Consider the following 21,377-nt stretch of genomic DNA (forward strand, 5'->3'; position numbering starts at 1 on the left):
GGTTAGGCCGGGTGCATGACAGATTTGCGACAATAGAGGGACGCGCGGTCTTGCCGGTTATCGGAAACGCCGGATTGCTTCTGGCCTGCGGGTTTCTTGCCGGTGCCATCATCGGCAGCTTCCTTGCGCTTGTCGCGGCGCGCCTGCCGGAGGGACGCCCGGTCGTGCGCGGGCGTTCCGCGTGCGATGCGTGCGGGCGGACGCTCGGCCCGCTCGAGCTTGTGCCGCTGTTTTCCGCCCTCGCGCTGCGCGGTCGCTGTCGGGGCTGCGGCGCGGCGATCCCGGCGTTCACGTGGATCATGGAACTGCTCGCGGGGCTTGTCGGGCTTCTCGCCGTGCTGCTGGCGCGGGTGCCTGCCGATCTCGTATGGGCGGTGTTCGGCTGGCTGCTGCTGCTGCTCGCGGCGCTCGACCTTCGGCATTACTGGCTGCCGCAGCGGCTGACCGTCCTCCTCGCGCTGTCGGGCATCGCGGCGCTGTTCACCACGCACGGGGACGTTGCGGCCTCGCTTATCGGCGGCGCGGCCGGGTTTCTTGGCCTTGAAGCCGTTCGCCTCGGTTATCGCGCGCTGCGGGGACGCGAGGGCATGGGCGGCGGCGATCCTCTACTTCTCGGCGGGATCGGGCTCTGGATGGGCTGGCAGGCGTTGCCGTTCGTGGTGATCGTCGCCTCGCTCGTCGGATTCGCGCTCATTGCGCTCTGGAAACTGCGCGGCGTGGAGGTGGGCGCGGCGACGCGGATTCCACTCGGTGCCTGCCTCGCAATTGCGGCCATCGGTGTCTGGGCGGCGGCGGCGCGTGTTCCCTTCGTTCCGCTGGCGTTGCTATACGCCTTTTAACAATGTCCCGATATGACACGCGATGGCGCTCGCCGTCATCAAACTGACATGCTAACTCCCTAGCGGGGCGATTTCGTGAAGGCGGGCCGGACGGAATGGGGTTCACTGACAGGCAATGGCTGCAGCGCTTGAACGCGCACAGCCTCGTGGCGGCAGCGCAAGTTCTGCTGGCGCTGGTGCTTGCCCTGGCCGTTGCGCGGCTCGTGTGGGCGCTGTTGGTTCCGATCGGGCCGGTCGGCGCGCCGCCGCCGCCCGCACTCGCCGCTCGGTCCGATGCTGTGCTCGGCCGATTCGATCCGTTTTTCCAGATGCTTGACGGCGGCGGGCCGACCGTCGTCTCCGACCTTGCCATCGATCTCTACGGTACCCGCGTCGACAACGTCAGCGGTCGGGGTTCGGCGATCATCGGCGTCGACGGCACGCAGCGCAGCTTCCTCGTCGGCGAGGAGATCATGCCCGGCGTCACGCTCCACGGCGTCGCGTTCGACAGCGTCACGGTGAGCCGGGGCGGCTCGCTTGAGCAGCTTTTCCTCGATCAGTCGGTGCCTGCACGCCCTGTTTCACCGCCGCCTTCGCCGGTGTCTGATGCGCCCGCGGCGCAGGTTCCACTCGACCGCGTTTCGCGCGAAATCACCGGCACGCTTGTCCGCAACGGCGGCGAGGTCGAAGGTCTTGCGCTGAAACCGTTGGGAAGTGGCGGATTGTTTAACGAAATCGGCTTAGAGGCTGGTGACGTGCTGCTTTCGGTGAACGGCGTCCGAATCGATTCAGAGACGTCGCCCGGAAACATCGCGAACCTCATCGGCGACAACGATGTCGCGGTGCTGGAAATCAGGCGTGGGGCCGAGGTGCAGACTGTGACGTTCGAGATCGTTCGGTGAGGGCGGGCCGCTTCCTGATCGGCGCGGCGCTTGCGCTCGCGTTTGCGGTGCCAGCGCCCGCGCAGCAGGTGATCAATCTGCGCGATGCGGATATCCGCGCTTATATCGAAGACGTTGCGCGCACCACGGGGCGCACGTTCATCATCGACCCCGCCGTGCAGGGCAAGGTGTCGGTCGTCGCCGACCGTCCGCTCTCGCGCACGCAGTATTTCGAAGTTTTCCTCTCCACGCTGCGCGCCAACGGTTTCATTGCGATCCCCACGGATGGCGGCGCATTCCGCATCGCGCCCGCCGCGAACGCCGCGCAGCAGCCGACGCGCGGGGGCAGCAGCAGTTTCGTCACGCAGGTCATTGACCTCAAGTCGATCGATACGCAGTCCGCGATCGAGGCGCTGCGCCCGCTTGTCAGCGCGCAGGGCCAGATCAGCGCGAGCAAGAGCGGCAGTTCCGTCGTCATCGCGGACTATGCGGACAATCTCGCCCGCGTGCGCTCGGTGCTGAAGGATATCGACCGCGACCGCACGTCGATGCGCCTCATCACGCTCGACAATGCCGGCGCGCGCGAAATCGCGGCGGCGATCGAATCGGTGTCGCGCGCCGCAGGTTCGGATGGCGCGGGCGCGGTTTCGGTGATTCCGGTCGATAGTTCGAACAGCGTCATCCTGCGCGGCGACCCTGAAGCGGTGGGGCGCATGGCGGCGATCGTTTCCGATCTCGACAAGCGCGCCTCGGCGGGCACGGATATCCAGGTCGTCTTCCTGCAGAACGCCGATGCGGGCGCGCTGCTTCCCGTGCTCCAGCAGATCGCTGGGCAGCAGGTGCAGGTCACGGTTGTGAACAGCGTTTCGCAGTCCGGCGAGAACGGGCAGATGTCGAATGGAGCGCCCAGCGTCTCCACGACGCCCGCGGGCAGCGCGCCCCCGGGCCCAGGCCGCGCCGTCATCGCGCGCTACGAAGGCGCGAACGCGCTCGTCATCTCCGCGCCGCCCGATGTGCAGCGCTCGCTCAACGAGGTGATTCGCAAGCTCGACGTGCGGCAGGAGCAGGTGCTCGTCGAAGCGATTATCGTCGAAGTTTCCGACAATGCGGCCAAGCAACTGGGCGTCCAGTTCCTGCTTGCGGGCACGGGAAGCAACAGCGTGCCGTTCGCTGTCACAAATTATTCAAACAGCGCGCCCAATCTGCTGGCGATTGCAGGGGCCATCGGTGCGCGCGAACTTGATAGAACACAGACCACGACCAACGACGGCGTCACCACGACGGGCCGCACAACGTCTTCGGCTGGCGAAGCTCTCGAACAGGCGGCGGTCCAGTCGCTGCTCGGCGTCTCCGGCTCGCTGTTCGGTTTCGGCGGCGAGATCGGCAACGATGCGCTGTTCGGTGCCGTGATCAACGCCGTGAAATCCGATACCGCCTCCAATGTGCTGTCGACACCGTCGATCATGACGCTCGACAATCAGGAAGCGAAGATTCTCGTCGGCCAGGAAGTCCCGATGACGACGGGCGAGGCGCTGTCGCCCAACTTCGACAACGCCTTCCGGACCGTGCAGCGGCAGGACGTCGGCGTCCAGTTGCAGGTGAAGCCCCAGATCAACGCGGGCGGCGCGATCAAATTGTTCCTGCGGCAGGAGGTTTCCTCGATCGCGGGGCCGGTGGCGACGGGGTCCTCGGACCTCATCATCAACAAGCGCGAGATCGAAACGACTGTGACGGTCGACGACGGCGACATCATTGCGCTCGGCGGCCTCATCGACGAGAACGAGCGCCGCACGATCGAGAAGGTGCCGCTGCTCGGCGATATTCCAGTGGTCGGGGAGCTTTTCAAAAGTCGATCGCGCAGCCGCACGAAGACCAACCTGATGATCTTCATCCGCCCCACGATCGTGCGCAGTCGGCAGGATGCCCAGGCGATCAGCGCGCGCCGTTTCAACTACACGCGTGAAATGCAGCGGGAACGCTATCCCAAGCAGGAACCGTCGCTCGACGCGCTGGTGCGCGACTACATGGGTGCTGCCCCGCCGGTTGCGCCCCCGGTCGCGCGCTCCCCCGCGCCGCCGCCCTCGGAGTAAGATGATGACGGCCGGCGACGCCGCACCGCTGCCTTCCGAACGCCCGATTCAGATTCCCTATGCCTTCGCGAAGCGCTTCGGCGTCATCGTGCTTGAGGATGCGGGCCCGGAAATCGGCGTCGGCCTGCGCGAAGGCGACGATCCGCGCGCGCTCACCGAAGTGCGCCGCATCCTCGGCCGCCCCATCGTCGTGCGCTTCGTACCGCGCCGCGAGTTCGAACGGCTGCTGCAGGAAGGCTACGCGACCGACGCTCTCAGCGCCGAGCAGGTGTCCGACCGGCTTGGAGAGGTCGGCGACCTGGGCGCGCTCGCGGAGGATATTCCCGCCGCCGAAGACCTTCTCGACACGCAGGACGATGCCCCCGTCATCCGCCTGATCAACGGCGTTATCGCCGAAGCGGTGCGGCAGGGCGCGTCCGACATTCACGTTGAGCCCTACGAAAGCTCGCTGATCGTTCGCCTGCGAGTCGATGGTGTGCTGCGCGAGGCGCTGCGCCTGCCCGCAAAGGTGGCACCGCTCGTCGTCAGCCGCATCAAGGTGATGGCGCGCCTCGACATCGCGGAGCGTCGCCTGCCGCAGGACGGGCGAATCGGTTTGTCGCTCGGTGGTCGCGCGCTCGATGTCCGCGTTTCGACCTTGCCCTCACGCCACGGCGAGCGCGTGGTGCTGCGTATTCTCGACAAGGAGCAGGCCGAACTCGGCCTCGAAGACCTCGGCATGCCTGCCGACCTGCTTCGCATCGTCTCCGATGCACTGAAGGAACCGCACGGCATCATCCTCGTCACCGGTCCCACCGGATCGGGCAAGACGACGACGCTCTATTCGGGCCTTCGGCTGCTGAACGACGGCACGCGCAACATCCTCACCGTCGAAGACCCCATCGAATACGCAATCGACGGTGTCGGCCAGACGCAGGTGAACACCAAGGTCGGCATGACCTTCGCGGGCGGCCTCCGCGCCATTCTCCGGCAAGACCCGGACGTCGTGATGGTCGGCGAAATCCGCGATGCCGAAACGGCGGATATCGCCGTGCAGGCCTCGCTGACCGGCCACCTCGTGCTTTCCACCGTCCACACCAACGATGCCGTCGGCGCGATCACGCGCCTGAAGGATCTGGGTGTCGAGACCTTCCTGCTCGCCTCTTCGCTCCGCCTTGTGGTGGCGCAGCGGCTCGTGCGGCGGCTGTGCGGCGTGTGTTCGCAGCCGGTTCAGGCGAGCGCCGCCGATGCCGCGCCGCTGGGGCTCGATGCGGGCGTCGTCATCCGACATGCGGCCGGGTGCCCTTCGTGCGCCAACACGGGTTTCCGCGGGCGCATCGGCGTTTACGAGGCGGTGCGTATCGACGAGGATATTCGTCAGCTCATCCTGTCGGGCGCGGACGAGGCGGTGATCGCGCGGCAGGCGTTTGGGCGTGCCCCGAATCTCGCGGCGGCGGTCCGGCGTCTCGTCGTCGACGGCAAGACTACGGTTGAAGAGGCGGTGCGGATCATGCGCCGGGACTCGGCGGTCGATGCCGACCTTTGATTATCTCGCGCTCGATACCGCGGGCCGCGAGCGCACGGGAACACTGACCGCAGCGAGCGAAGGCGACGCGCGCACGCTCCTCGAACGCCGCAAGCTGCTCCCCGTCCGTCTCGGTGCTGCGGCTGCGGAGGCGCGCACGGCACCGACGCCGACGCTTGCCGCCGGTTTCGGGCGCCGCAAACTGTCTTCGAAGGCGCTGACGCTGTTCACACGCCAGCTCGCAACCCTGATCTCAGTCTCGCCGCTCGAAGAGTCGCTCCGCTCGATCGCCATGCAGGCGGAGCAGAAGAAGGTCGCCGACATCGTCTGGCGCGTGCATGGCGGTGTCGTGGAAGGTCGCCGCCTGGCCGATGCGATGGCGCTCGAACCCGCAAGCTTCCCGCCGCTTTACCGCGCGATGGTCGCGGCGGGCGAGGGCTCGGGCGGGATGACCGAAATCCTCGAACGCCTCGCCGATCTTCACGAGCGGCAAGCGGAAGTGCGCGGCAAGATCCTCACCGCGCTCGCCTATCCGGCGATGCTCGCGCTCGTCGCGCTGCTCATCGTCATCGGCATGATGACCTACGTGATCCCCAAGGTCGTCGAGCAGTTCAACGACATGGGACAGGAACTGCCGCTGCTCACGCGCATCGTTATCGGCATTTCCGAGTTCATGACGAGCTACGGCCTCATCGTGCTCGCGCTGATCGCCCTTGGTGTCGTCGTTTTCGGGCGGATGATGCAGCGAGAGGATTTCCACCTGAAGGTCGATCGCTGGCTGCTGGGCATCCCGCTCATCGGCCGCCTGCTCCGCGATCTCCACGCCGCGCGCCTCGCGCGCACGCTTTCCACGATGGTGGATAACGGGATGCCGCTGCTCGACGGCCTCGCGGTCACCTCGCGCACCATCCGCAACCGGGTGCTGCGCGGCGCGACGGAGGACATGGTGGAATCGATCCGCGAGGGCGGCAGCCTGTCGGGTTCGATGCGCCGTACCGGCATCTTCCCGCCGCTTCTCGTCCACATGACCGCATCGGGCGAATCGAGCGGCAAGCTCGCGCAGATGCTCGGCCGCGCCGCCGACTACATGGAGCGCGAGTTCGATGCCTTCACCAAAAGCGCGCTCAGCCTGCTCGAACCGCTCATCATCGTCATCATGGGCGGCGTGATCGCGACAATCGTGCTATCCATCCTGCTGCCGATCCTGCAGCTCGACACAATTGCCATCAAGTGAGGTTCCCCGTGCAGACGCCCGAAAAGAAAAAGAAACGCGAAGACGGATTCACGCTGGTGGAGCTGATGGTCGTACTCGCCATCATCGGCCTGCTGACGACGTTCGTGGTCATCAACGTGCTGCCGAGCCAGGACCGCGCGATGGTGGAAAAGGCGCGCGCCGACATCGCGCTGATCGGTCAGGCGATGGAAATGTACCGCATCGACAACATGACCTATCCGCGCACGGAAGACGGCCTTCAGGCGCTCGTGACGCCGCCCGCCACGCTGGCGCGGCCGGATCGTTACCGCGCCGGCGGCTACCTGCAGCGGCTTCCTGACGATCCGTGGGGCAACCCGTATCAGTATGCGTTCCCCGGCACTCACGGGCGCTTCGACATCTTTTCGTTCGGCGCGGACGGCAAGGCTGGCGGGGAAGGGGACGATGCCGATCTCGGCAACTGGCAAAACTAGCGCCGAGCGCGGCTTCACCCTCGTCGAGATGATGGTGGTGCTGGCGATTGTCGGCCTGATGACGGCGGTCGTGGTGGTGAACCTGCCGTCTTCGGAATCGACGCTGGCGCGCGAGAGCGAACGGCTTGCGGCGCGTCTGCTCGCAGCGCGCGATCACGCCATTCTTTCGAACCGCGAAACCTCTGCGATCCTCGATACGCGCGGTTACCGCTTCGTCGAACGGCAGGGAAAGACATGGAAACCGCTTGCCGACGATCCGCTCGCAGATGCGGCATGGCGCGGCGGCACCATCCCCGCGCTTCCCGAAAACGGCGAGCTTCGCGTCAGTTTCGACAGTGTCGGCATGAGCGAGGCGCAGGCGCTGACGCTGATGAACGACGACCGGCGCACCGTCGTGCGCGTGCTCGGTTCGGGTGAGGTGAGGGTCGATGGCGGCGCGTGAAGACGGCTTCACGCTGATCGAGGTCATGGTCGCGATGGCCGTGCTCGGCCTTGCCGTGCTTGCGCTCATTCGCCTTGGCGCCGCAAACGCGCTGACGGCGGGCCGCGTCGAGGACGTGCTCCTCGCCGACATCGTTGCAGAGAACGCGATCGTCGATGCGCTCACGCAGCCGGAGCCGCCCGCGCTCGGCGAAACCAGCGGCACGGTGGTGAATGCCGGCGTGAACTGGACCGTGACGCGGCAGGTCGCGCGCACCGAGAACGCGCGCCTCATCCGTATTTCCGTCACTGTGCGCGGCCCCGGCGGCGCGGCGGGCGATCTTACCGCCTTCCGGGGCGTCGCCGCCCAGTGAAGAACGGCTTCACCCTTGTCGAGACGCTGGTCGCGCTCTTCGTGTTTTCGCTGCTCGCGGCGGCGGCCGTCGTCGTGCTCGGCAACTCCGCCGACGCGCAGCTTCGCCTGGCGGATGTGTCCGCGTCGGTGCAGGATTTCCAGCGCCTGCGCGCTGCGCTCCGCGCCGATCTCGCGCAGGCTGCCGAGCGTATGCCGCGCGGCGAAGCGGGAGAGGCGCGCCCGGCGTTCGAAGGGGGCGACGGCAACGGACGCCTGTTCGCGTTCGTTCGGCGTGGCTGGGAAAACCCCGGCGGCGCGCCGCGCGCTTCGCTGCAATATGTCGAATACCGGCTGGAAAACGGTGCCATCGTGCGTCGCGCCCGGCCGATGGTGGATGGCGCGGCGTTTGGCGAGCCCGCGGTATTGGCGAAGGGCATCAGCAGCGTCGATGTCGCCTACCGCGCCGCGCCGGACCCGGCGCCGGGCGCTGTCGCGACCGCCGACTGGCGCGCAGCGTGGGATCCATTGCAGCCGACGATATTGCCGCTCGCTGTCCGTATCGATGCGACCACGGCGCGCTTCGGCGTCGTCCGCCAACTTTTCCTGACGCAGGTGCCGCTGTGAAGCGGCCTTTGAAGCTTCCGCCGCGCGAACGCGGCATGGCGCTGCTCACAGTGCTGATGCTCGTGGCGGTAATGGGCGCGCTGACGGCGACCGCGCTTGAAACCATCAACCGCTCGGTGCGCATGGCCGGCAACAGCCGCATCGCCATGCAGGCGCGATACACCGTGCTCGGCGCGGAAGTGATGGCGCTCGAACGCATCGCCTCGCTCGTCGGCATGGCGGGCGAGCGTTTGCCTGCGGGCTGGAGCGGCCGCGAATTCACGTTTCCGACGCCGGACAAGACCGGAACCATACGCGCGCGCGTCTCGGACGGCGGCAACTGCTTCAACCTCAACAGCGTCGCGGACGGCGGTTCCCCCACAACCCTACGCGCGCGGCCGCGCGGCATTGCGCAGTTCACGGCGCTGATGACGACACTCGGCATTTCCGAAGCCGGCGCGCGCCGCGCCGCCTTTTCGCTCGCGGACTGGATCGACGCGGATACGTCGCCGCTGCCGCTCGGCGGCGAGGATGAGGCGTATACACGCCTGTCGCCCGCCTATCGCACCGGAAATACGATGCTTGCCGAGGTCAGCGAACTGCGCGCGGTTGCGGGGATCACGCCGGAAATCTATGAAGTCGTGAGACCTTGGGTATGCGCCTTGCCGACAACTGAACTTTCACCGATCAACGTCAACACGCTCGAAGCGGCCCAGGCGCCGCTTCTGACGATGATCATGCCTGGGCGGCTCACGCCCGATGCGGCGCGTCAGGTGATGGCGGGTCGTCCCGCGGGCGGCTGGACCGACGTTCTCGATTTCTGGGAGCATCCCGTGCTTGCGGCGCTGTCGCCGTCGAGCGAGGAGCTGGATCAGGTGAAGCTCACCTCGCGCTGGTTCGCGCTTGAGATCGATATGGATGCAGCGGGCTATACGCTCACCGAAACCGCGCTGCTCGATGTCTCGCGCGATCGCACGCGCGTTGTCGAGCGCCGCTGGACGGTCGAGGAATGAGCCGGCGCCTCTTCGTCCTGCTCCCCGCCTCGGGGACGGCACTGCGCTGGCGGACGCAGGGCGAGGACGGGCGTACGCTCGCCTCCGGGCTGCTCGTCGATGATGCGGAGGCGCAGATCGACGAGGATACGCGCGTCACCGCCATCGTGCCGGGCAGCGCCGTGTCGCTGCATTGGGTGGAGCTTGCCGCTGCATCCGCCGCGCAGGCCGCTGCCGCGGCGCGGCACCTCGCTGCCGATTTCGTCGCTGCGCCCATCGCCGATCAGCATGTCGCAGCGGCGGAGACGGCGGACGCCGAGGGCCGGCGCCTGATCGGCATCGTCGACAAAACCGTGATGGAGGGCTGGCTCGCCGCGCTCGCGCACCACAAACTCGATCCCGATGAAATGGTGCCCGCGCCACTGCTGCTGCCGGTCGTCGAGGATGCTGTCAGCACGCTTCGCGCGGGGGACATGCTGCTCGTGCGCGCGCCCGATCTTGCGCTCGAGACCGAGCCTGCGCTCGCCGAGATGCTGATTGGTGGCCGGCCGCTGCGGCCGATCCTTCGCGATATTCTTGATCTTCCCACCTATCCGGAAACGCCGCTTAATCTTCGGCAGGGGGCATTTCGCAAGGCGGCTGCACGTGCGGTCAGCCGCGCGGACATTCGGCGTATGGCGCTTCTTGCGGCGGGTATCGTGGCGGCGTGGCTCGGCGCAGATCTCGCGCTTGCGCTCCGTCACCACTTCGCGGCGAACGCGCTGGAGGCGGAAATGAATACGCTCGCGGCGAAGGCGCTGCCGGGTGTGGCGATCACCGATCCGGCGCTTCAGCTTCAGCAGCGCTATGCCGCGTCCGCGTCCGGCGGCGGCTTCACCGGCATGGCGGCATCGCTGTTCGGCGCGTTGCAGGCGAGCGGCACGATCCGGCTCGAATCGCTGCGCTATGAGCCGACGGGCGCGATGCGTGCCACGCTGATCGCGCCGATGGGCGCTACGGTCGATCCCGTGAAGCAGCGCATGGCGGCGGACGGGCTGAACCTTGTCGAGGGTGCCTCGCGCAGCGGCGACAACGGCCAGCGTATCGATGTCGAGGTGTCGCGCCTGTGATGCAAACAGCGTTAACATGGTGGCACGGTCGCGACGCGCGCGAACAGCGACTGCTTGGCGTTCTTGCCGCCCTCCTTCTCGCGATGCTGTTCTGGCTCGCGATTCTGCGGCCACTCGCGGCATTCCGCGAGAACGCGGCTGAACGTCACGACCGTATCGCGGCCCAGATGCCGTCGGTGCGTGCGGCGGCTGCGGGGATTGCCGCGGAGGGGGGAGCCCCGGCCAGCGAAGACGGGCGAGCGGTGCGCGACATCGTCGCCGCCTCGGCGAGCGCGGCGGGGCTCGAATTTACCTCGATACAGCCCGAAGATGGCGGCGGCGTGCGCGTGGGCATCGCAGCGGTGAAGCCGAGCTTCCTGTTCGGTTGGACCGCGGGGCTCGAAAAAGACGGCGTCGTCGCCGATCGCGTGCTCGTGCAGCGCAACGATGATTCGACCGTCTCGGCCGAGATCGGTTTTACGGACGGCCCGGCATGACGGTGCTTCCGGCCCGCAGGCTTGTCGCGGTGTTCGCCACGGCGCTGATTCTGTTCTTGCTGATCCTGTTCCCGCTGGCGTTTGCGCTCTCGTTGTCGCCGCTTCCGGCGCAGGGGTTCCACGCGCGCAGCGTTTCGGGGTCGATCTGGTCAGGCCACGCTGCGGGTGCGGGGTTTGGCAGCGCTTCACTTGGCGATCTGCGCTTGTCGCTGTCGCCGCTTGCGCTTCTCACCGGGGAGGCGCGTTTCCGTTTCGCGCCGGAAGCGGAAGGGCCCGCACCCGTGGGCGCGCTTGTCGCTGCGCGCGGCGCTTTCGCTGCGGAGGACGTCACCGCCGCCATTCCGATGCCGCCGCTCGTGCCGGGCGTTGCCGCTACACTTTCGCTTCAGGATTTCAGCGTCGCCTTCGTTGACAAGACGTGCCGCACAGCATCGGGCGCCGTCACAGCCGAGGTGCGCGTGGAGACTGCGGGCATGTCGCTCGCGGGCACCGCGGCGTGCGCCGGTCCGCGCCTCCTGCTGCCGCTCACGGGGCGCACTCCCGCGGGTGATGCCAGCCTCTTCGTCCACGTCGCGGGCGATGCGAGCTACACCTACGAGATCAAGGTATCGGGCGCGCCCAACACCGATGCGGGGCTTCTCGCCGCGGGTTTCGTGCGCGAAGGCGGCAATATCGTGCTGCGCGGAGAGGGGCGCCTGCAATGAGGCGCGCCGCGATTCTGCTCGGCGCGCTTGCCGCGGCCTCGTGCGGCGGGGCCGGCGGCCCCGCGCCGCGTCCGCTGGCGACCAATGTTTCTGCCGCCCGCCCGCTTGCAGAGCTCCCGCAGCAGGACCTTCAGCAGGGCCAGTGCGGTATGGCGCTCTGGCAGCGCACCGAGCCTGCACGCCGCATCGCGTTTGTTCTGGATGAGCCGGCGACGATCCGCATCGTAGATGACGGCAAGGTTATCGTGTTGGCGCGGACCGCATCGGAGGGCGATCCCGTCGTCCGCCACGCGCCCGTGCAGCGCTTCGCAGGCGCTGGGCACAGCGTCACCATTGATGTCCGTATGGAGCAGCGCGAAGGCCTGACTGCGGGCGCGATCATTCCCGAAGGCACGCTGACCTCGCAGTCAGCGCGCGGTTCGGTCGTCCTTCCGGTGTTTGGCCTTATCGGCTGCCGTTAGCCGCGCTTAGTTGCGCGCGGCGGTCGCGGTCGTCTGCAGTGCGGACTTTGCGACGGCATGTGCCGAGACGACGCTGCCGTCCGAAAGCACAAGCTTCATGTCGTCTTCCTCCAGCACCTTCGCATAAAGATCGCGCGCGGCGAGATCGCGCTCGGTCACGCGGTAGATCTGCGCGAGGTTGAGAAGGCGGGCGGGATCGTCCCGATCCGTGCGCATCAGCTGCGACTCAGCCTTCTGCCAGTCGCCTTTTGTCATCGCAGCATAGCCGAGAGAGCCCGGCGTATAGCCGATTTCGGCCTGCTGGGTGGGCGACGTGGTGCAGCCGGCAAGGAGCGCGGCGGCAGCGGTGGCGACAAATGCAAGTTTCATGGCGACACTCCCTCGGTACTGGTCCCCCGGTTGATGCGACTCAGGAACCCCTCTTTGTTCGCACATTACAGTTTTATGACAGTCGCGTAAATGAATTATTACAGTTTTGTGACAGCCGGGCGGAAAGGCCGAAAAACCGGGCTGGAAAACACAGCTAGGCGGTGCACAAGACTTTGTATTTTGTTTGGTAAGGTCTGTTCGCGCATAGAGCGTTGCCATGAAGCCCTTGACCCATCTCGATCGCCTTGAAGCCGAAAGCCTTCACATCTTCCGCGAGGTTGTCGCGGAGTGTGAGAAGCCGGTGATGCTCTATTCCATCGGCAAGGATTCAGCCGTGATGCTGCATCTGGCAAAGAAGGCGTTCTATCCGGCGCCGCCGCCGTTCCCGCTGCTGCATGTCGACACGACGTGGAAGTTCCGCGCCATGTACGACCTGCGCGAGAAGTCCGCTGCGGATGCGGGAATGGATCTCCTTGTCTGGCACAATCCGGAGGCGAAGGAGCGGGGCATCAACCCGTTCGATCACGGCTCGGCGCTCCACACCGACATGTGGAAAACCGAAGGCCTGAAGCAGGCGCTCGACCACTACGGCTTCGATGCGGCCTTCGGCGGCGCACGGCGCGATGAAGAGGCGAGCCGCGCCAAGGAGCGGATCATGAGCTTCCGCACATCGACGCACCGCTGGGACCCGAAGAACCAGCGTCCGGAGCTGTGGAACCTCTTCAACGTCCGCAAGAACAAGGGCGAAAGCATCCGCGTCTTCCCGATCTCGAACTGGACCGAGCTCGACATCTGGCAATATATCCACCGCGAGAACATCCCCATCGTGCCGCTGTACTTCTCGCAGGAGCGCCCAACGGTGCGGCGCGGCGACCTGCTGCTGATGGTGGACGACGACCGCTTCCCGCTCGCCGAGGGTGAAACGCCGGAAATGCGCTCGATCCGATTCCGCACGCTCGGCTGCTATCCGCTGACCGGCGCGGTTGAGAGCAAGGCGGCGACGCTGCCGGAGATCATCCAGGAAATGCTGCTCACCACCACCTCCGAACGGCAGGGGCGGGCGATCGACCACGATCAGGCCGCCTCGATGGAAAAGAAGAAGCAGGAGGGGTATTTCTGATGGCCCTCGAAGTTTACGGCTCCTCGGACCTCATCGAACGCGACATCGAAGCGTATCTTGAGCAGCACGAGAACAAGTCGCTGCTGCGCTTCATCACCTGCGGCTCGGTGGATGACGGCAAGTCGACGCTGATCGGCCGGCTGCTTTACGACAGCAAGATGATCTTCGAAGACCAGCTCGCGAAGCTTGCGGCGGACTCGAAGACCGTGGGCACGCAGGGCGGCGCGCTCGATTTCGCGCTGCTCGTGGATGGCCTCGCCGCCGAGCGCGAGCAGGGCATCACCATCGACGTCGCCTATCGCTTTTTCGCGACCGACAAGCGCAAGTTCATCGTCGCCGACACGCCCGGCCACGAGCAGTACACACGCAACATGGTCACGGGCGCGTCCACGGCGGACCTCGCCATCATCCTTATCGATGCGCGCAAGGGCGTGCTGACGCAGACGCGCCGCCACACCTATCTCGCGCACCTGCTCGGCATCCGGAACCTGGTGCTCGCGGTCAACAAGATGGACCTCGTCGGCTACGACCGCGCCGCCTTCGATCGCATCGTGCTCGATTACCGCGCCTTCGCGACCGAGATCGGCGTCACGCGCTTCAAGGCGATCCCGATTTCCGGCCTCGCTGGAGACAATATCGGCAGCCGCAGCGACAATACGTCGTGGTACGATGGCCCCAGCCTTGTCGAGTATCTGGAAACGGTCGAGGTGGACGGCACCGCGCATCAGGAGGGCCCGTTGCGGATGCCCGTGCAGTGGGTGAACCGGCCGGACCTCGATTTCCGCGGTTTTGCGGGACAGATCGCTGCCGGAAGCGTGAAGCCGGGCGACGCGGTGCGCGTCGTGCCCTCGGGCAAGACCTCAAGCGTTGCGCGTATCGTCACGGCGGGCGGCGATCTTGACGAGGCGGTGGCGGGCCAGTCGGTCACGCTCACGCTTGCCGACGAGATCGATTGCTCACGCGGGGACGTGATCGTGTCGGCGGACTCGCCGCTCGAAGTCGCCGACCAGTTCGAAGCGACCGTCGTCTGGATGGCGGACGCGAAGATGCTGCCTGGTCGACCCTATTGGCTCAAGCTCGGCACCACGACCGTCTCGGCGACGATCACCGAGCCGAAGTACGAGGTGAACGTCAACACGCTCGAGCGCCTTGCCGCGAAGACGCTTGATCTGAATGCGATCGGCGTCGTCAATATCGCGCTCGGCAAGCCGATTCCGTTCGCGCCTTATGCCGAAAGCCGCGAACTCGGCGGCTTCATCCTTATCGACCGGATGACGAACGCCACCGTCGGCGCCGGCCTCATCCATTTCGCACTGCGCCGCTCGCAGAACATCCACTGGCAGGCGGCGGATATTACGCGCGAGGCGCACGCCGCGCAGAAGGCGCAGCAGCCCAAGCTGCTCTGGTTCACCGGGCTTTCGGGCGCGGGCAAGTCCACCATCGCCAACCTCGTCGAGAAAAAGCTGTTCGCGCTTGGCAAGCACACCTTCCTTCTCGACGGAGACAACGTCCGCCACGGTCTCAACAAGGACCTCGGCTTCACGGAGGCCGACCGCGTGGAGAACATCCGCCGCGTAGGCGAAGTGGCGAAGCTGATGACGGATGCGGGTCTGATCGTGCTCACCGCCTTCATTTCGCCGTTCCGCGCAGAGCGGCAGATGGTTCGCGCGATGCTGCCGGAGGGCGACTTCATCGAGGTTTTCGTCGATACCCCGCTCGCCGAGGCCGAAAAGCGCGACGTGAAGGGCCTCTACAAGAAGGCCCGCGCCGGTCAGCTGCGCAACTTCACCGGCATCGACAGTCCCTACGAGGCCCCAGAAGCCCCCGAAATCCGCATCGACACCACGCACATGTCGCCGGAGGCGGCGGCGGATGCCATCGTGGAACGGCTGCTGGAAGCCTGATCTTCGGCGGACCCTCTTCGATTGAAGGGCGGACCCGGCGGCTCCGACCTGCCATGTCTAACGCCGATTCGACGTTGGAAGGGTGATGCATGAGGGATGATCCGCGCCGCCGGGATTTGGCCGCCTATCCGTTTCGGATCGAAATGGTGCCGCGCTTCGGCGACATGGACCTCAACAAGCATCTGAACAACGTCGCTGTCGCGCGCTTCTATGAAGAGGGGCGCGTGCGTTTTCATTTTGATCTGCACCACCGGCCGGGCCTCGATCGCTTCCGGGGCTTCATTGCGCATCTCGCCATCGATTATCTGGCCGAAGGGCACTGGCCCGATCCGGTCGAGATCGGCGTCGGCGTTGTTCACATCGGCGGGTCGTCTTACCGGCTCGGCCTCGCCATGTTCCAGCGCGGCGCCTGCATCGGGCTTTGCGATTCGGTGCTCGTCCACCGCGACGAACACGGCAGCGCCCCGCTGCCGCCGCTCCTACGCGAGGCTCTGGAGAGCCTCCGCCTTCGGTCCGAATGAGCGGCGCGAGAGCCACCAGAAGCGCGCGAGCAGGAAGCCCGCCGAGATCACGCTGGCGATCACCACCGACCAGACAAGGCCGATCAGGCCCATGCCGAGCGGTAGCGCGAGCACATAGCCAAGCGGCAGCATGACGCCCGCATAGCTGATCGTATGGGTAAGCGTCGGCAGCCAGACGTCGTCGCGGGCACGCAGCGCGTTCGCGGCAACGACCTGCAGCCCGTCCGCGACGAAGAACAGCGCCGAAAGCGCCATCGCCGGAACCGCGAGCACGACGAGCGCGGGGTCGGTCGTGTAGGCGCTGACGATCGTTTCCGGCAGCAGCGCCACCACCGACGCGATTACGACGAGCGCCGATCCGGCCGCCGCGAAGCCGAGCATTCCCGACCGGCGGACGGCCACGGGCGAGCGCTCGCCAAAGCCGCGCCCCACAAGAACGGCGATCGCCGTGGCGAAGCCGAGCGGCACCATGAAGACGATCGCGGAGACGTTGAACACCACCGCCCACGCCGCCGCCTGCAGCCCGCCGAGCAGGCCCGCGATGGCGTTCATGCCCGCAAAGGCGCTGGTTTCGACGAACAGCGAAGCCGCCGAAGCGCCGCCGATCCAGATCAGCGGTTTCCACCCCGGCGCGCCGGGCGAAGAGGCGAAGAGGCCGTATTTCCGCCGCGCATCAGCCCACAACAGCAGATAGGCAGCGAGCCCCGCGACGAGCGCGGTGCGCGCGATGAACGTCGCCGTCGCGGATGCCACCGCGCCCTCGACGGGAATGGGCGACGTGCCGGGCACCAGCCACAGGTTCGCCGCAAGATTGACGATGTTCGCGCCCCACATCAGCGCCGCGGCGGGGCCGGGGCGCCCGAGCGCTTCCAGCCAGAAGGTCAGCGCGATCGAGAGCAGGTAGGCGGGCGTCGAGAGCGCGAAGGTGCGGGAAACCCTCGCTGCCCCCTCGGCCAGTGCCGGTTCAAGGCCGATGGCGTGCATCGCCGGCGCCGCGCCGAACCACAGCGCCGTGCCGAAAAGAACGCCGACTGCGGCGGCGAAAAGCAGCCCGCGCCGCAGCACTGCGCCCGCATCCTCGGGGCGCCCCTCGCCGATGCGCTGCGCCGTCAGCACCTGAACGCCTGTCAGCAGCCCGACGCCCGTTGTCAGAGCGATCATCGTCGGCGCCCAGCCGAGCGCGTGGTAGCCGAGTTCGATCGAGCTGTGGTGCCCCACGACGATCGCGTCCGTCAGCCCCATCATCATGATGCCGAGGCGCGACAGGATCACCGGCGAGGCGAGCGCCAGCAGTTCAGAGAGGCTTCCGCGCGCGGCGGCAGGGGTATTCAGCATGATCATCGAACCGTTTTCAAAACAGCCGGCCCGGATACGCGAAACCGATGACATTGGCGAGTGCATCCGTGTACGATGGCGTCGTACAAGACACGGGTGCGTTTAAGGAGGCCCTGTTGGTGCTGAAAATCGGTCAGGGACATGGCATGTCGGCGGCGAGGCTCGCCCGCATAGACGACTTCCTGGAGCAGACGTATGTCGCGCCGGGCAAGATGGCCGGCACGCTCACGCTGGTCGCGCGCCGGGGCGAGATCGCCCATGTCGGCGTGCGCGGCCTCGCGGACCGGGAGCGTGGCACGCCGATCGCGGAGGATACGATCTTCCGCATCTATTCGATGACGAAGCCGATCACGTCGGTCGCGTTCATGATGCTGGTGGAGGAGGGGCGCGTCGCGCTCGATGATCCCGTCCACCGCTTCATCCCCGAATGGAAAAGTCTCGGGGTCTTCACGGGCGGCATCGACAAGACCGGCTTCCAGACGACGATGCCCGCCCGGCCGATGCTGATCATCGATCTGCTGCGCCACACGTCGGGTCTCACCTACGGCTTCCAGAACCGCACCAATGTGGATGCGGCATATCGTGTGCGCGGCATCGGCGAGATCGAGAAGGGCACGATCACGCTCGCCGAGATGATCGCCGGGCTTGCCGAACTGCCGCTCGAATTCTCGCCCGGCGAAAAGTGGAACTATTCGGTGTCGACCGATGTGCTCGGCTATCTGATCGAGCGCATCTCCGGGCAGGCCTTCGAGGATTTCCTGCGCGAACGCCTGCTGACGCCGCTCGGCATGATCGACACGGATTTTCAGGTTCGTGCGGGCGAGGACGGGCGCCTCGCCGGCTGCTACGCTCTTACGCCGAGCGGGCGTACGATCCTGCAGGATGATCCTGCGCTTTCCAGCTTCCTGAAGCCGCCCGCATTCGTCTCGGGCGGCGGCGGCCTCGTCGGCACGGCGCACGACTATTTGAAATTCGCGCAGATGCTCCTGAACGGCGGCGAGGCGGATGGCCGCCGCTACATCAGCCGCAAGACGCTCGACCTGATGACCGCGAACCACCTGCCGGGCGGCGTCGATCTGCCCGCGCTGTCCGTGTCGCTGTTCTCGGAAGCGAACTACAACGGCATCGGCTTCGGCCTCGGCTTCGCGACAACGATGGACCCGGCCAAGACGATGATCCCGGGCTCGGCCGGCGACTATTTCTGGGGCGGCGCCGCCTCCACCGCCTTCTGGATCGACCCGGTCGAAGACCTCATCTGCATCTTCATGACACAGCTCATCCCGTCATCCTCCTACCCCGTCCGCCGCGAACTGAAGACGATGGTCTACGCCGCCATTGAGGATTGATGTGTAGCAAGGGCGGGTTGATGATTTAGAGCGCTGGTGTTGTTTGCACCCAGATGCAGGTAACGCCGTGCTCACCGGCCCATTTTGTCGCAGCGCTGAGCGCCGTTTTCAAGTTCACATCGTCCTCTGGCAGAGAAATGTAAAACACGCTTTCGCCAGACAGCTTGCGCCCGCAACCTGTACCAAAGAAGCGACCGTCAAAGCTCGCTTCGATTTCCAGCCACAGCTCATCGTCAGCCATTTCTGGCATTGTCTCGCCAGCGGACAGGTAGCGATATTGTACCATCGACGTTTTCACCTGCCGCTGCCGGCGGCGCATAGAGAGATTTGATAACACACGAAAGCGGAAGCCCTACGCCGCTTCCCCGAACGCCAGCGCCTCGTAGCGCTGCAAATGCCAGTCCGTATTCCCGAACTGACTTTCGATCATCGTTGCACGCTTGAAGTAGTGGCCGACGGCGAGTTCGTCGGTCATGCCCATGCCGCCGTGGATCTGGATGGCTTCCTGTCCGCTCAGCGTCAGCCCTTTGCCGATCTTCGCCTTGGCCATCGAAACGGCGGCGGGGTTGGGGAGTTTGAGCGTGGCCATCAGCGCCATCGATGCCGCCTGCTCGGCCTCCATGAACATGTCGACCATGCGGTGCTGGAGCACCTGGAATTTCGAGATCGGCTGGCCGAACTGTTTCCTCTGCTGCGCATAGTCCTGCGTCTGCCGGTGGAGTTCGCGGAGCACACCCACAGCTTCGGCGCAGAGCGCCGTTGTCGCCTCGTCGATGATCCGGCTGACGAGCGGGAAGGCGCCGTCCGCCTCGCCGAGCAGCGCATCGCCGGGCACTTCGGCATTCTCGAAATAAACCTCGGAGGCGCGTCCGCCGTCCACGGTCGGGTAATCCCGCCGCACCACGCCCTTCGCGCCGCTTTCGACAAGGAACAGGCTCACGCCGGCCTGCTCACGCTGCCCGCCGCCGGTGCGCGCCGTGACGATCAGGTGGCTCGCGAACGGCGCATCGCGCACCACCGCCTTGTGGCCCGAAAGCGTCCAGCCGCCGCCCGATTTTTTCGCGGCGGTCGCGATGTTCGCCGGATCGAAGCGGCCCTTGGGTTCGGCCCACGCGAATGCCGTGGTCGTCGTACCCGCGATGATGCTCTCGATCAGGTCGGTGCGTCCCGTCTCGCGCGCGAAGCCGCCCCCGATCACCACGGTTGAAAGATAGGGTTCCAGAACCAGCGCTTTGCCCAGTTCCTCCATCACGATCATGTTCTCGACCGCGCCGCCGCCGAGCCCACCGAGACTTTCGGCAAAAGGCGCCGCGAGGATGCCGAGTTCCTCTGCGAAAGCCTTCCAGATATTGGGCGACCAGCCGTCAGCGCGCGAAATCTTCATGCGCGTTTCGTGGTCGTAGCGGTCGGCAAGGAAGCGCGCGAGCGTATCGCGCACCATCGTCTGCGTTTCGGTGAAGCTGAAGTCCATTATCTTGCCCCTAGAGCCCCAGAACCATCTTCGCGATGATGCCGCGCTGGATCTCGTTCGATCCGCCGTAGATGGAGGTCTTGCGCATGTTGAAATAGGTCGGCGCGGCGCGCAGCGCATAGTCCGGCCCGATGGCGTGTTCGTTGTCGCTGTCGCCGAAGCCCCGGAAGTAGGGCGCGCCGTAGTGGCCCACCGCTTCCAGCGTCAGCTCGGTGATGCGCTGCTGGATTTCGGTGCCCTTGATCTTCAGGAGCGAGGATTCCGCCCCCGGCGGCTTCCCGGCCGCAAGCGCCGCCAGCCCGCGCAGCTCGGTGAACTCCAGCGCGGCGAGATCGATTTCCAGCTCGGCGATCTTGCGCTTGAAAAACGGGTTTTCAATCAGCGCCCGGTCGCCGTCCAGCTCCGCCGCCGCGATCGCACGCAGCTTCTCGATGCCGCGCTTCGATCGCGCGACACCTGCGATGCCGGTGCGTTCGTGCGCGAGCAGGAACTTCGCGCACGTCCAGCCCTTGTTCTCCTCATGCACGCGGTTTTCCACCGGCACACGCACGTTTTCCAGCCACACCTCGTTCACCTCGTGCTCGCCGCCCAAGGTAATGATCGGGCGCACGGTGATGCCGGGCGTTTTCATGTCGATGAGCAGGAAGGATATACCCTCCTGCGCCTTCACCGAAGCATCGGTGCGCACCAGGAAAAAGCCCCAGTCGGCGTGCTGGGCGAGCGTCGTCCACGTCTTCTGCCCGTTGACGACATAATGGTCGCCGTCGCGCTCGGCCTTGGTCCGCAGCGAGGCGAGGTCGGACCCCGCGCCGGGCTCCGAATAGCCCTGGCACCACCAGTCCTCGCCCGAAAGGATGCGCGGCAGGAAGCGCGCTTTCTGTTCGGGCGTGCCGAACGTGTAGATCACGGGTGCGACCATGCTGATGCCGAAGGGCAGGATCGGGATCGTGTCCGCGCGCGCCAGTTCTTCGGAAAAGATGTAGCGCTGCGTCGCGCTCCAGCCCGGCCCGCCGTACTCGGTCGGCCACGCGGGCGCGACCCAGCCTTTCTTGCCGAGAATCCGGTGCCACGAGAGATAGTCTTCCTTCGACCATTCCTCGCCTTCGTCGAGTTTGCCCTTCAGGTTTTCAGGGTAATTTTCGTCGATGAAGCGGCGCACCTCCTCGCGGAAGGCGACGTCCTCGGGGCTGAACGACAGGTCCATTCTATCCT

General features: G+C 66.1%; 23 protein-coding genes. 18 read left to right on the forward strand and 5 right to left on the reverse strand.

The features are described 5' to 3' along the window. Positions 1-50 precede the first annotated feature (50 nt). The 14 genes from DFR51_RS04045 (at position 51) to DFR51_RS04110 (ending at position 12,099) form a co-directional block, all read left to right on the forward strand. Positions 51-839 (forward strand): prepilin peptidase, encoded by a 789-nt coding sequence (locus DFR51_RS04045; protein WP_243445615.1) that lies wholly within the window; start codon positions 51-53, stop codon positions 837-839. Positions 840-934: 95 nt separating this feature from the next. Next, the gene (locus tag DFR51_RS04050) at positions 935-1,720 is read left to right on the forward strand and encodes a type II secretion system protein N (protein ID WP_121047730.1); all 786 of its coding nucleotides are present in this window, start codon (positions 935-937) and stop codon (positions 1,718-1,720) included. After that, positions 1,717-3,789 carry a type II secretion system secretin GspD gene (gspD, locus tag DFR51_RS04055; protein WP_121047731.1) on the forward strand — a complete coding sequence of 691 codons (2,073 nt, stop codon included), beginning with the start codon at positions 1,717-1,719 and terminating at the stop codon, positions 3,787-3,789. The genes DFR51_RS04050 and gspD overlap by 4 nt, the downstream gene beginning before the upstream one ends. Before the next feature lie 4 nt (positions 3,790-3,793). Further along, entirely contained in the window at positions 3,794-5,314 is a 1,521-nt protein-coding gene (gene gspE / locus DFR51_RS04060) for a type II secretion system ATPase GspE (protein ID WP_121049741.1), read from the forward strand. Continuing rightward, a complete protein-coding gene (gene gspF, locus DFR51_RS04065) occupies positions 5,301-6,527 on the forward strand; it encodes a type II secretion system inner membrane protein GspF (protein WP_121047732.1) in 1,227 nt (408 codons plus the stop codon). The genes gspE and gspF overlap by 14 nt, the downstream gene beginning before the upstream one ends. An 8-nt stretch (positions 6,528-6,535) precedes the next feature. Further along, on the forward strand, positions 6,536-6,979 hold the full coding sequence (gspG, locus tag DFR51_RS04070; RefSeq protein WP_174234223.1) for a type II secretion system major pseudopilin GspG: 444 nt from the start codon (positions 6,536-6,538) through the stop codon (positions 6,977-6,979). After that, complete coding sequence (locus DFR51_RS04075) at positions 6,951-7,421, forward strand: GspH/FimT family pseudopilin (protein WP_160119303.1); 471 nt, start codon at positions 6,951-6,953, stop codon at positions 7,419-7,421. The genes gspG and DFR51_RS04075 overlap by 29 nt, the downstream gene beginning before the upstream one ends. Then, positions 7,408-7,773 carry a type II secretion system minor pseudopilin GspI gene (gene gspI, locus DFR51_RS04080; RefSeq protein WP_121047735.1) on the forward strand — a complete coding sequence of 122 codons (366 nt, stop codon included), beginning with the start codon at positions 7,408-7,410 and terminating at the stop codon, positions 7,771-7,773. The genes DFR51_RS04075 and gspI overlap by 14 nt, the downstream gene beginning before the upstream one ends. Next, complete coding sequence (gene gspJ, locus DFR51_RS04085; protein WP_121047736.1) at positions 7,770-8,378, forward strand: type II secretion system minor pseudopilin GspJ; 609 nt, start codon at positions 7,770-7,772, stop codon at positions 8,376-8,378. Before gspI ends, gspJ begins: the two co-directional genes overlap by 4 nt. Next, positions 8,375-9,370 carry a type II secretion system minor pseudopilin GspK gene (gene gspK, locus DFR51_RS04090; RefSeq protein ID WP_243446537.1) on the forward strand — a complete coding sequence of 332 codons (996 nt, stop codon included), beginning with the start codon at positions 8,375-8,377 and terminating at the stop codon, positions 9,368-9,370. The genes gspJ and gspK overlap by 4 nt, the downstream gene beginning before the upstream one ends. Then, positions 9,367-10,458, forward strand: a complete 1,092-nt coding sequence (gene gspL, locus DFR51_RS04095) for a type II secretion system protein GspL (RefSeq protein WP_121047737.1) — start codon at positions 9,367-9,369, stop codon at positions 10,456-10,458. The genes gspK and gspL overlap by 4 nt, the downstream gene beginning before the upstream one ends. Continuing rightward, the gene (gspM, locus tag DFR51_RS04100) at positions 10,458-10,934 is read left to right on the forward strand and encodes a type II secretion system protein GspM (protein WP_121047738.1); all 477 of its coding nucleotides are present in this window, start codon (positions 10,458-10,460) and stop codon (positions 10,932-10,934) included. Before gspL ends, gspM begins: the two co-directional genes overlap by 1 nt. Further along, positions 10,931-11,638, forward strand: coding sequence for a type II secretion system protein N (gspN, locus tag DFR51_RS04105; protein WP_121047739.1), 708 nt, complete (start codon positions 10,931-10,933; stop codon positions 11,636-11,638). The genes gspM and gspN overlap by 4 nt, the downstream gene beginning before the upstream one ends. Then, positions 11,635-12,099: a hypothetical protein gene (locus DFR51_RS04110; RefSeq protein WP_121047740.1), complete on the forward strand. Its 465-nt coding sequence runs from the start codon at positions 11,635-11,637 to the stop codon at positions 12,097-12,099. Before gspN ends, DFR51_RS04110 begins: the two co-directional genes overlap by 4 nt. Before the next feature lie 6 nt (positions 12,100-12,105). Here DFR51_RS04110 and DFR51_RS04115 read toward each other — a convergent pair whose 3' ends face one another. After that, positions 12,106-12,468: a hypothetical protein gene (locus DFR51_RS04115; RefSeq protein WP_121047741.1), complete on the reverse strand. Its 363-nt coding sequence runs from the start codon at positions 12,466-12,468 to the stop codon at positions 12,106-12,108. 217 nt (positions 12,469-12,685) lie between these two features. Here DFR51_RS04115 and cysD point away from each other — a divergent pair, with 217 nt between their 5' ends. From cysD to DFR51_RS04130, 3 genes are all read left to right on the forward strand, one after another. Continuing rightward, positions 12,686-13,588 carry a sulfate adenylyltransferase subunit CysD gene (gene cysD / locus DFR51_RS04120; RefSeq protein WP_121047742.1) on the forward strand — a complete coding sequence of 301 codons (903 nt, stop codon included), beginning with the start codon at positions 12,686-12,688 and terminating at the stop codon, positions 13,586-13,588. Continuing rightward, entirely contained in the window at positions 13,588-15,492 is a 1,905-nt protein-coding gene (gene cysN, locus DFR51_RS04125) for a sulfate adenylyltransferase subunit CysN (protein WP_121047743.1), read from the forward strand. The genes cysD and cysN overlap by 1 nt, the downstream gene beginning before the upstream one ends. 89 nt (positions 15,493-15,581) lie before the next feature. Then, complete coding sequence (locus DFR51_RS04130) at positions 15,582-16,013, forward strand: acyl-CoA thioesterase (protein ID WP_121047744.1); 432 nt, start codon at positions 15,582-15,584, stop codon at positions 16,011-16,013. Here DFR51_RS04130 and DFR51_RS04135 read toward each other — a convergent pair. Next, a complete protein-coding gene (locus DFR51_RS04135; RefSeq protein WP_121049747.1) occupies positions 15,972-17,348 on the reverse strand; it encodes an MATE family efflux transporter in 1,377 nt (458 codons plus the stop codon). The two genes, DFR51_RS04130 and DFR51_RS04135, sit on opposite strands and share 42 nt — an antisense overlap. A 119-nt stretch (positions 17,349-17,467) precedes the next feature. On the opposite strand from DFR51_RS04135, the gene DFR51_RS04140 reads away from it, so the two are divergent. Next, positions 17,468-18,694 (forward strand): serine hydrolase domain-containing protein, encoded by a 1,227-nt coding sequence (locus DFR51_RS04140; RefSeq protein ID WP_338068289.1) that lies wholly within the window; start codon positions 17,468-17,470, stop codon positions 18,692-18,694. A 25-nt stretch (positions 18,695-18,719) separates the two neighbouring features. On the opposite strand, the gene DFR51_RS04145 is transcribed toward DFR51_RS04140, so the two are convergent. The 3 genes from DFR51_RS04145 to DFR51_RS04155 are packed head-to-tail and all read right to left on the reverse strand — an operon-like array spanning position 18,720 to position 21,369. Then, positions 18,720-18,992 carry a hypothetical protein gene (locus DFR51_RS04145; RefSeq protein WP_126494680.1) on the reverse strand — a complete coding sequence of 91 codons (273 nt, stop codon included), beginning with the start codon at positions 18,990-18,992 and terminating at the stop codon, positions 18,720-18,722. A 54-nt stretch (positions 18,993-19,046) separates the two neighbouring features. Further along, positions 19,047-20,165 carry an acyl-CoA dehydrogenase family protein gene (locus tag DFR51_RS04150; protein WP_121047747.1) on the reverse strand — a complete coding sequence of 373 codons (1,119 nt, stop codon included), beginning with the start codon at positions 20,163-20,165 and terminating at the stop codon, positions 19,047-19,049. A 10-nt stretch (positions 20,166-20,175) separates the two neighbouring features. Next, entirely contained in the window at positions 20,176-21,369 is a 1,194-nt protein-coding gene (locus tag DFR51_RS04155; protein WP_121047748.1) for an acyl-CoA dehydrogenase family protein, read from the reverse strand. Positions 21,370-21,377: the final 8 nt, after the last annotated feature.

The organism is Sphingosinicella microcystinivorans (assembly GCF_003634215.1).
Classification (GTDB): domain Bacteria; phylum Pseudomonadota; class Alphaproteobacteria; order Sphingomonadales; family Sphingomonadaceae; genus Sphingosinicella; species Sphingosinicella microcystinivorans.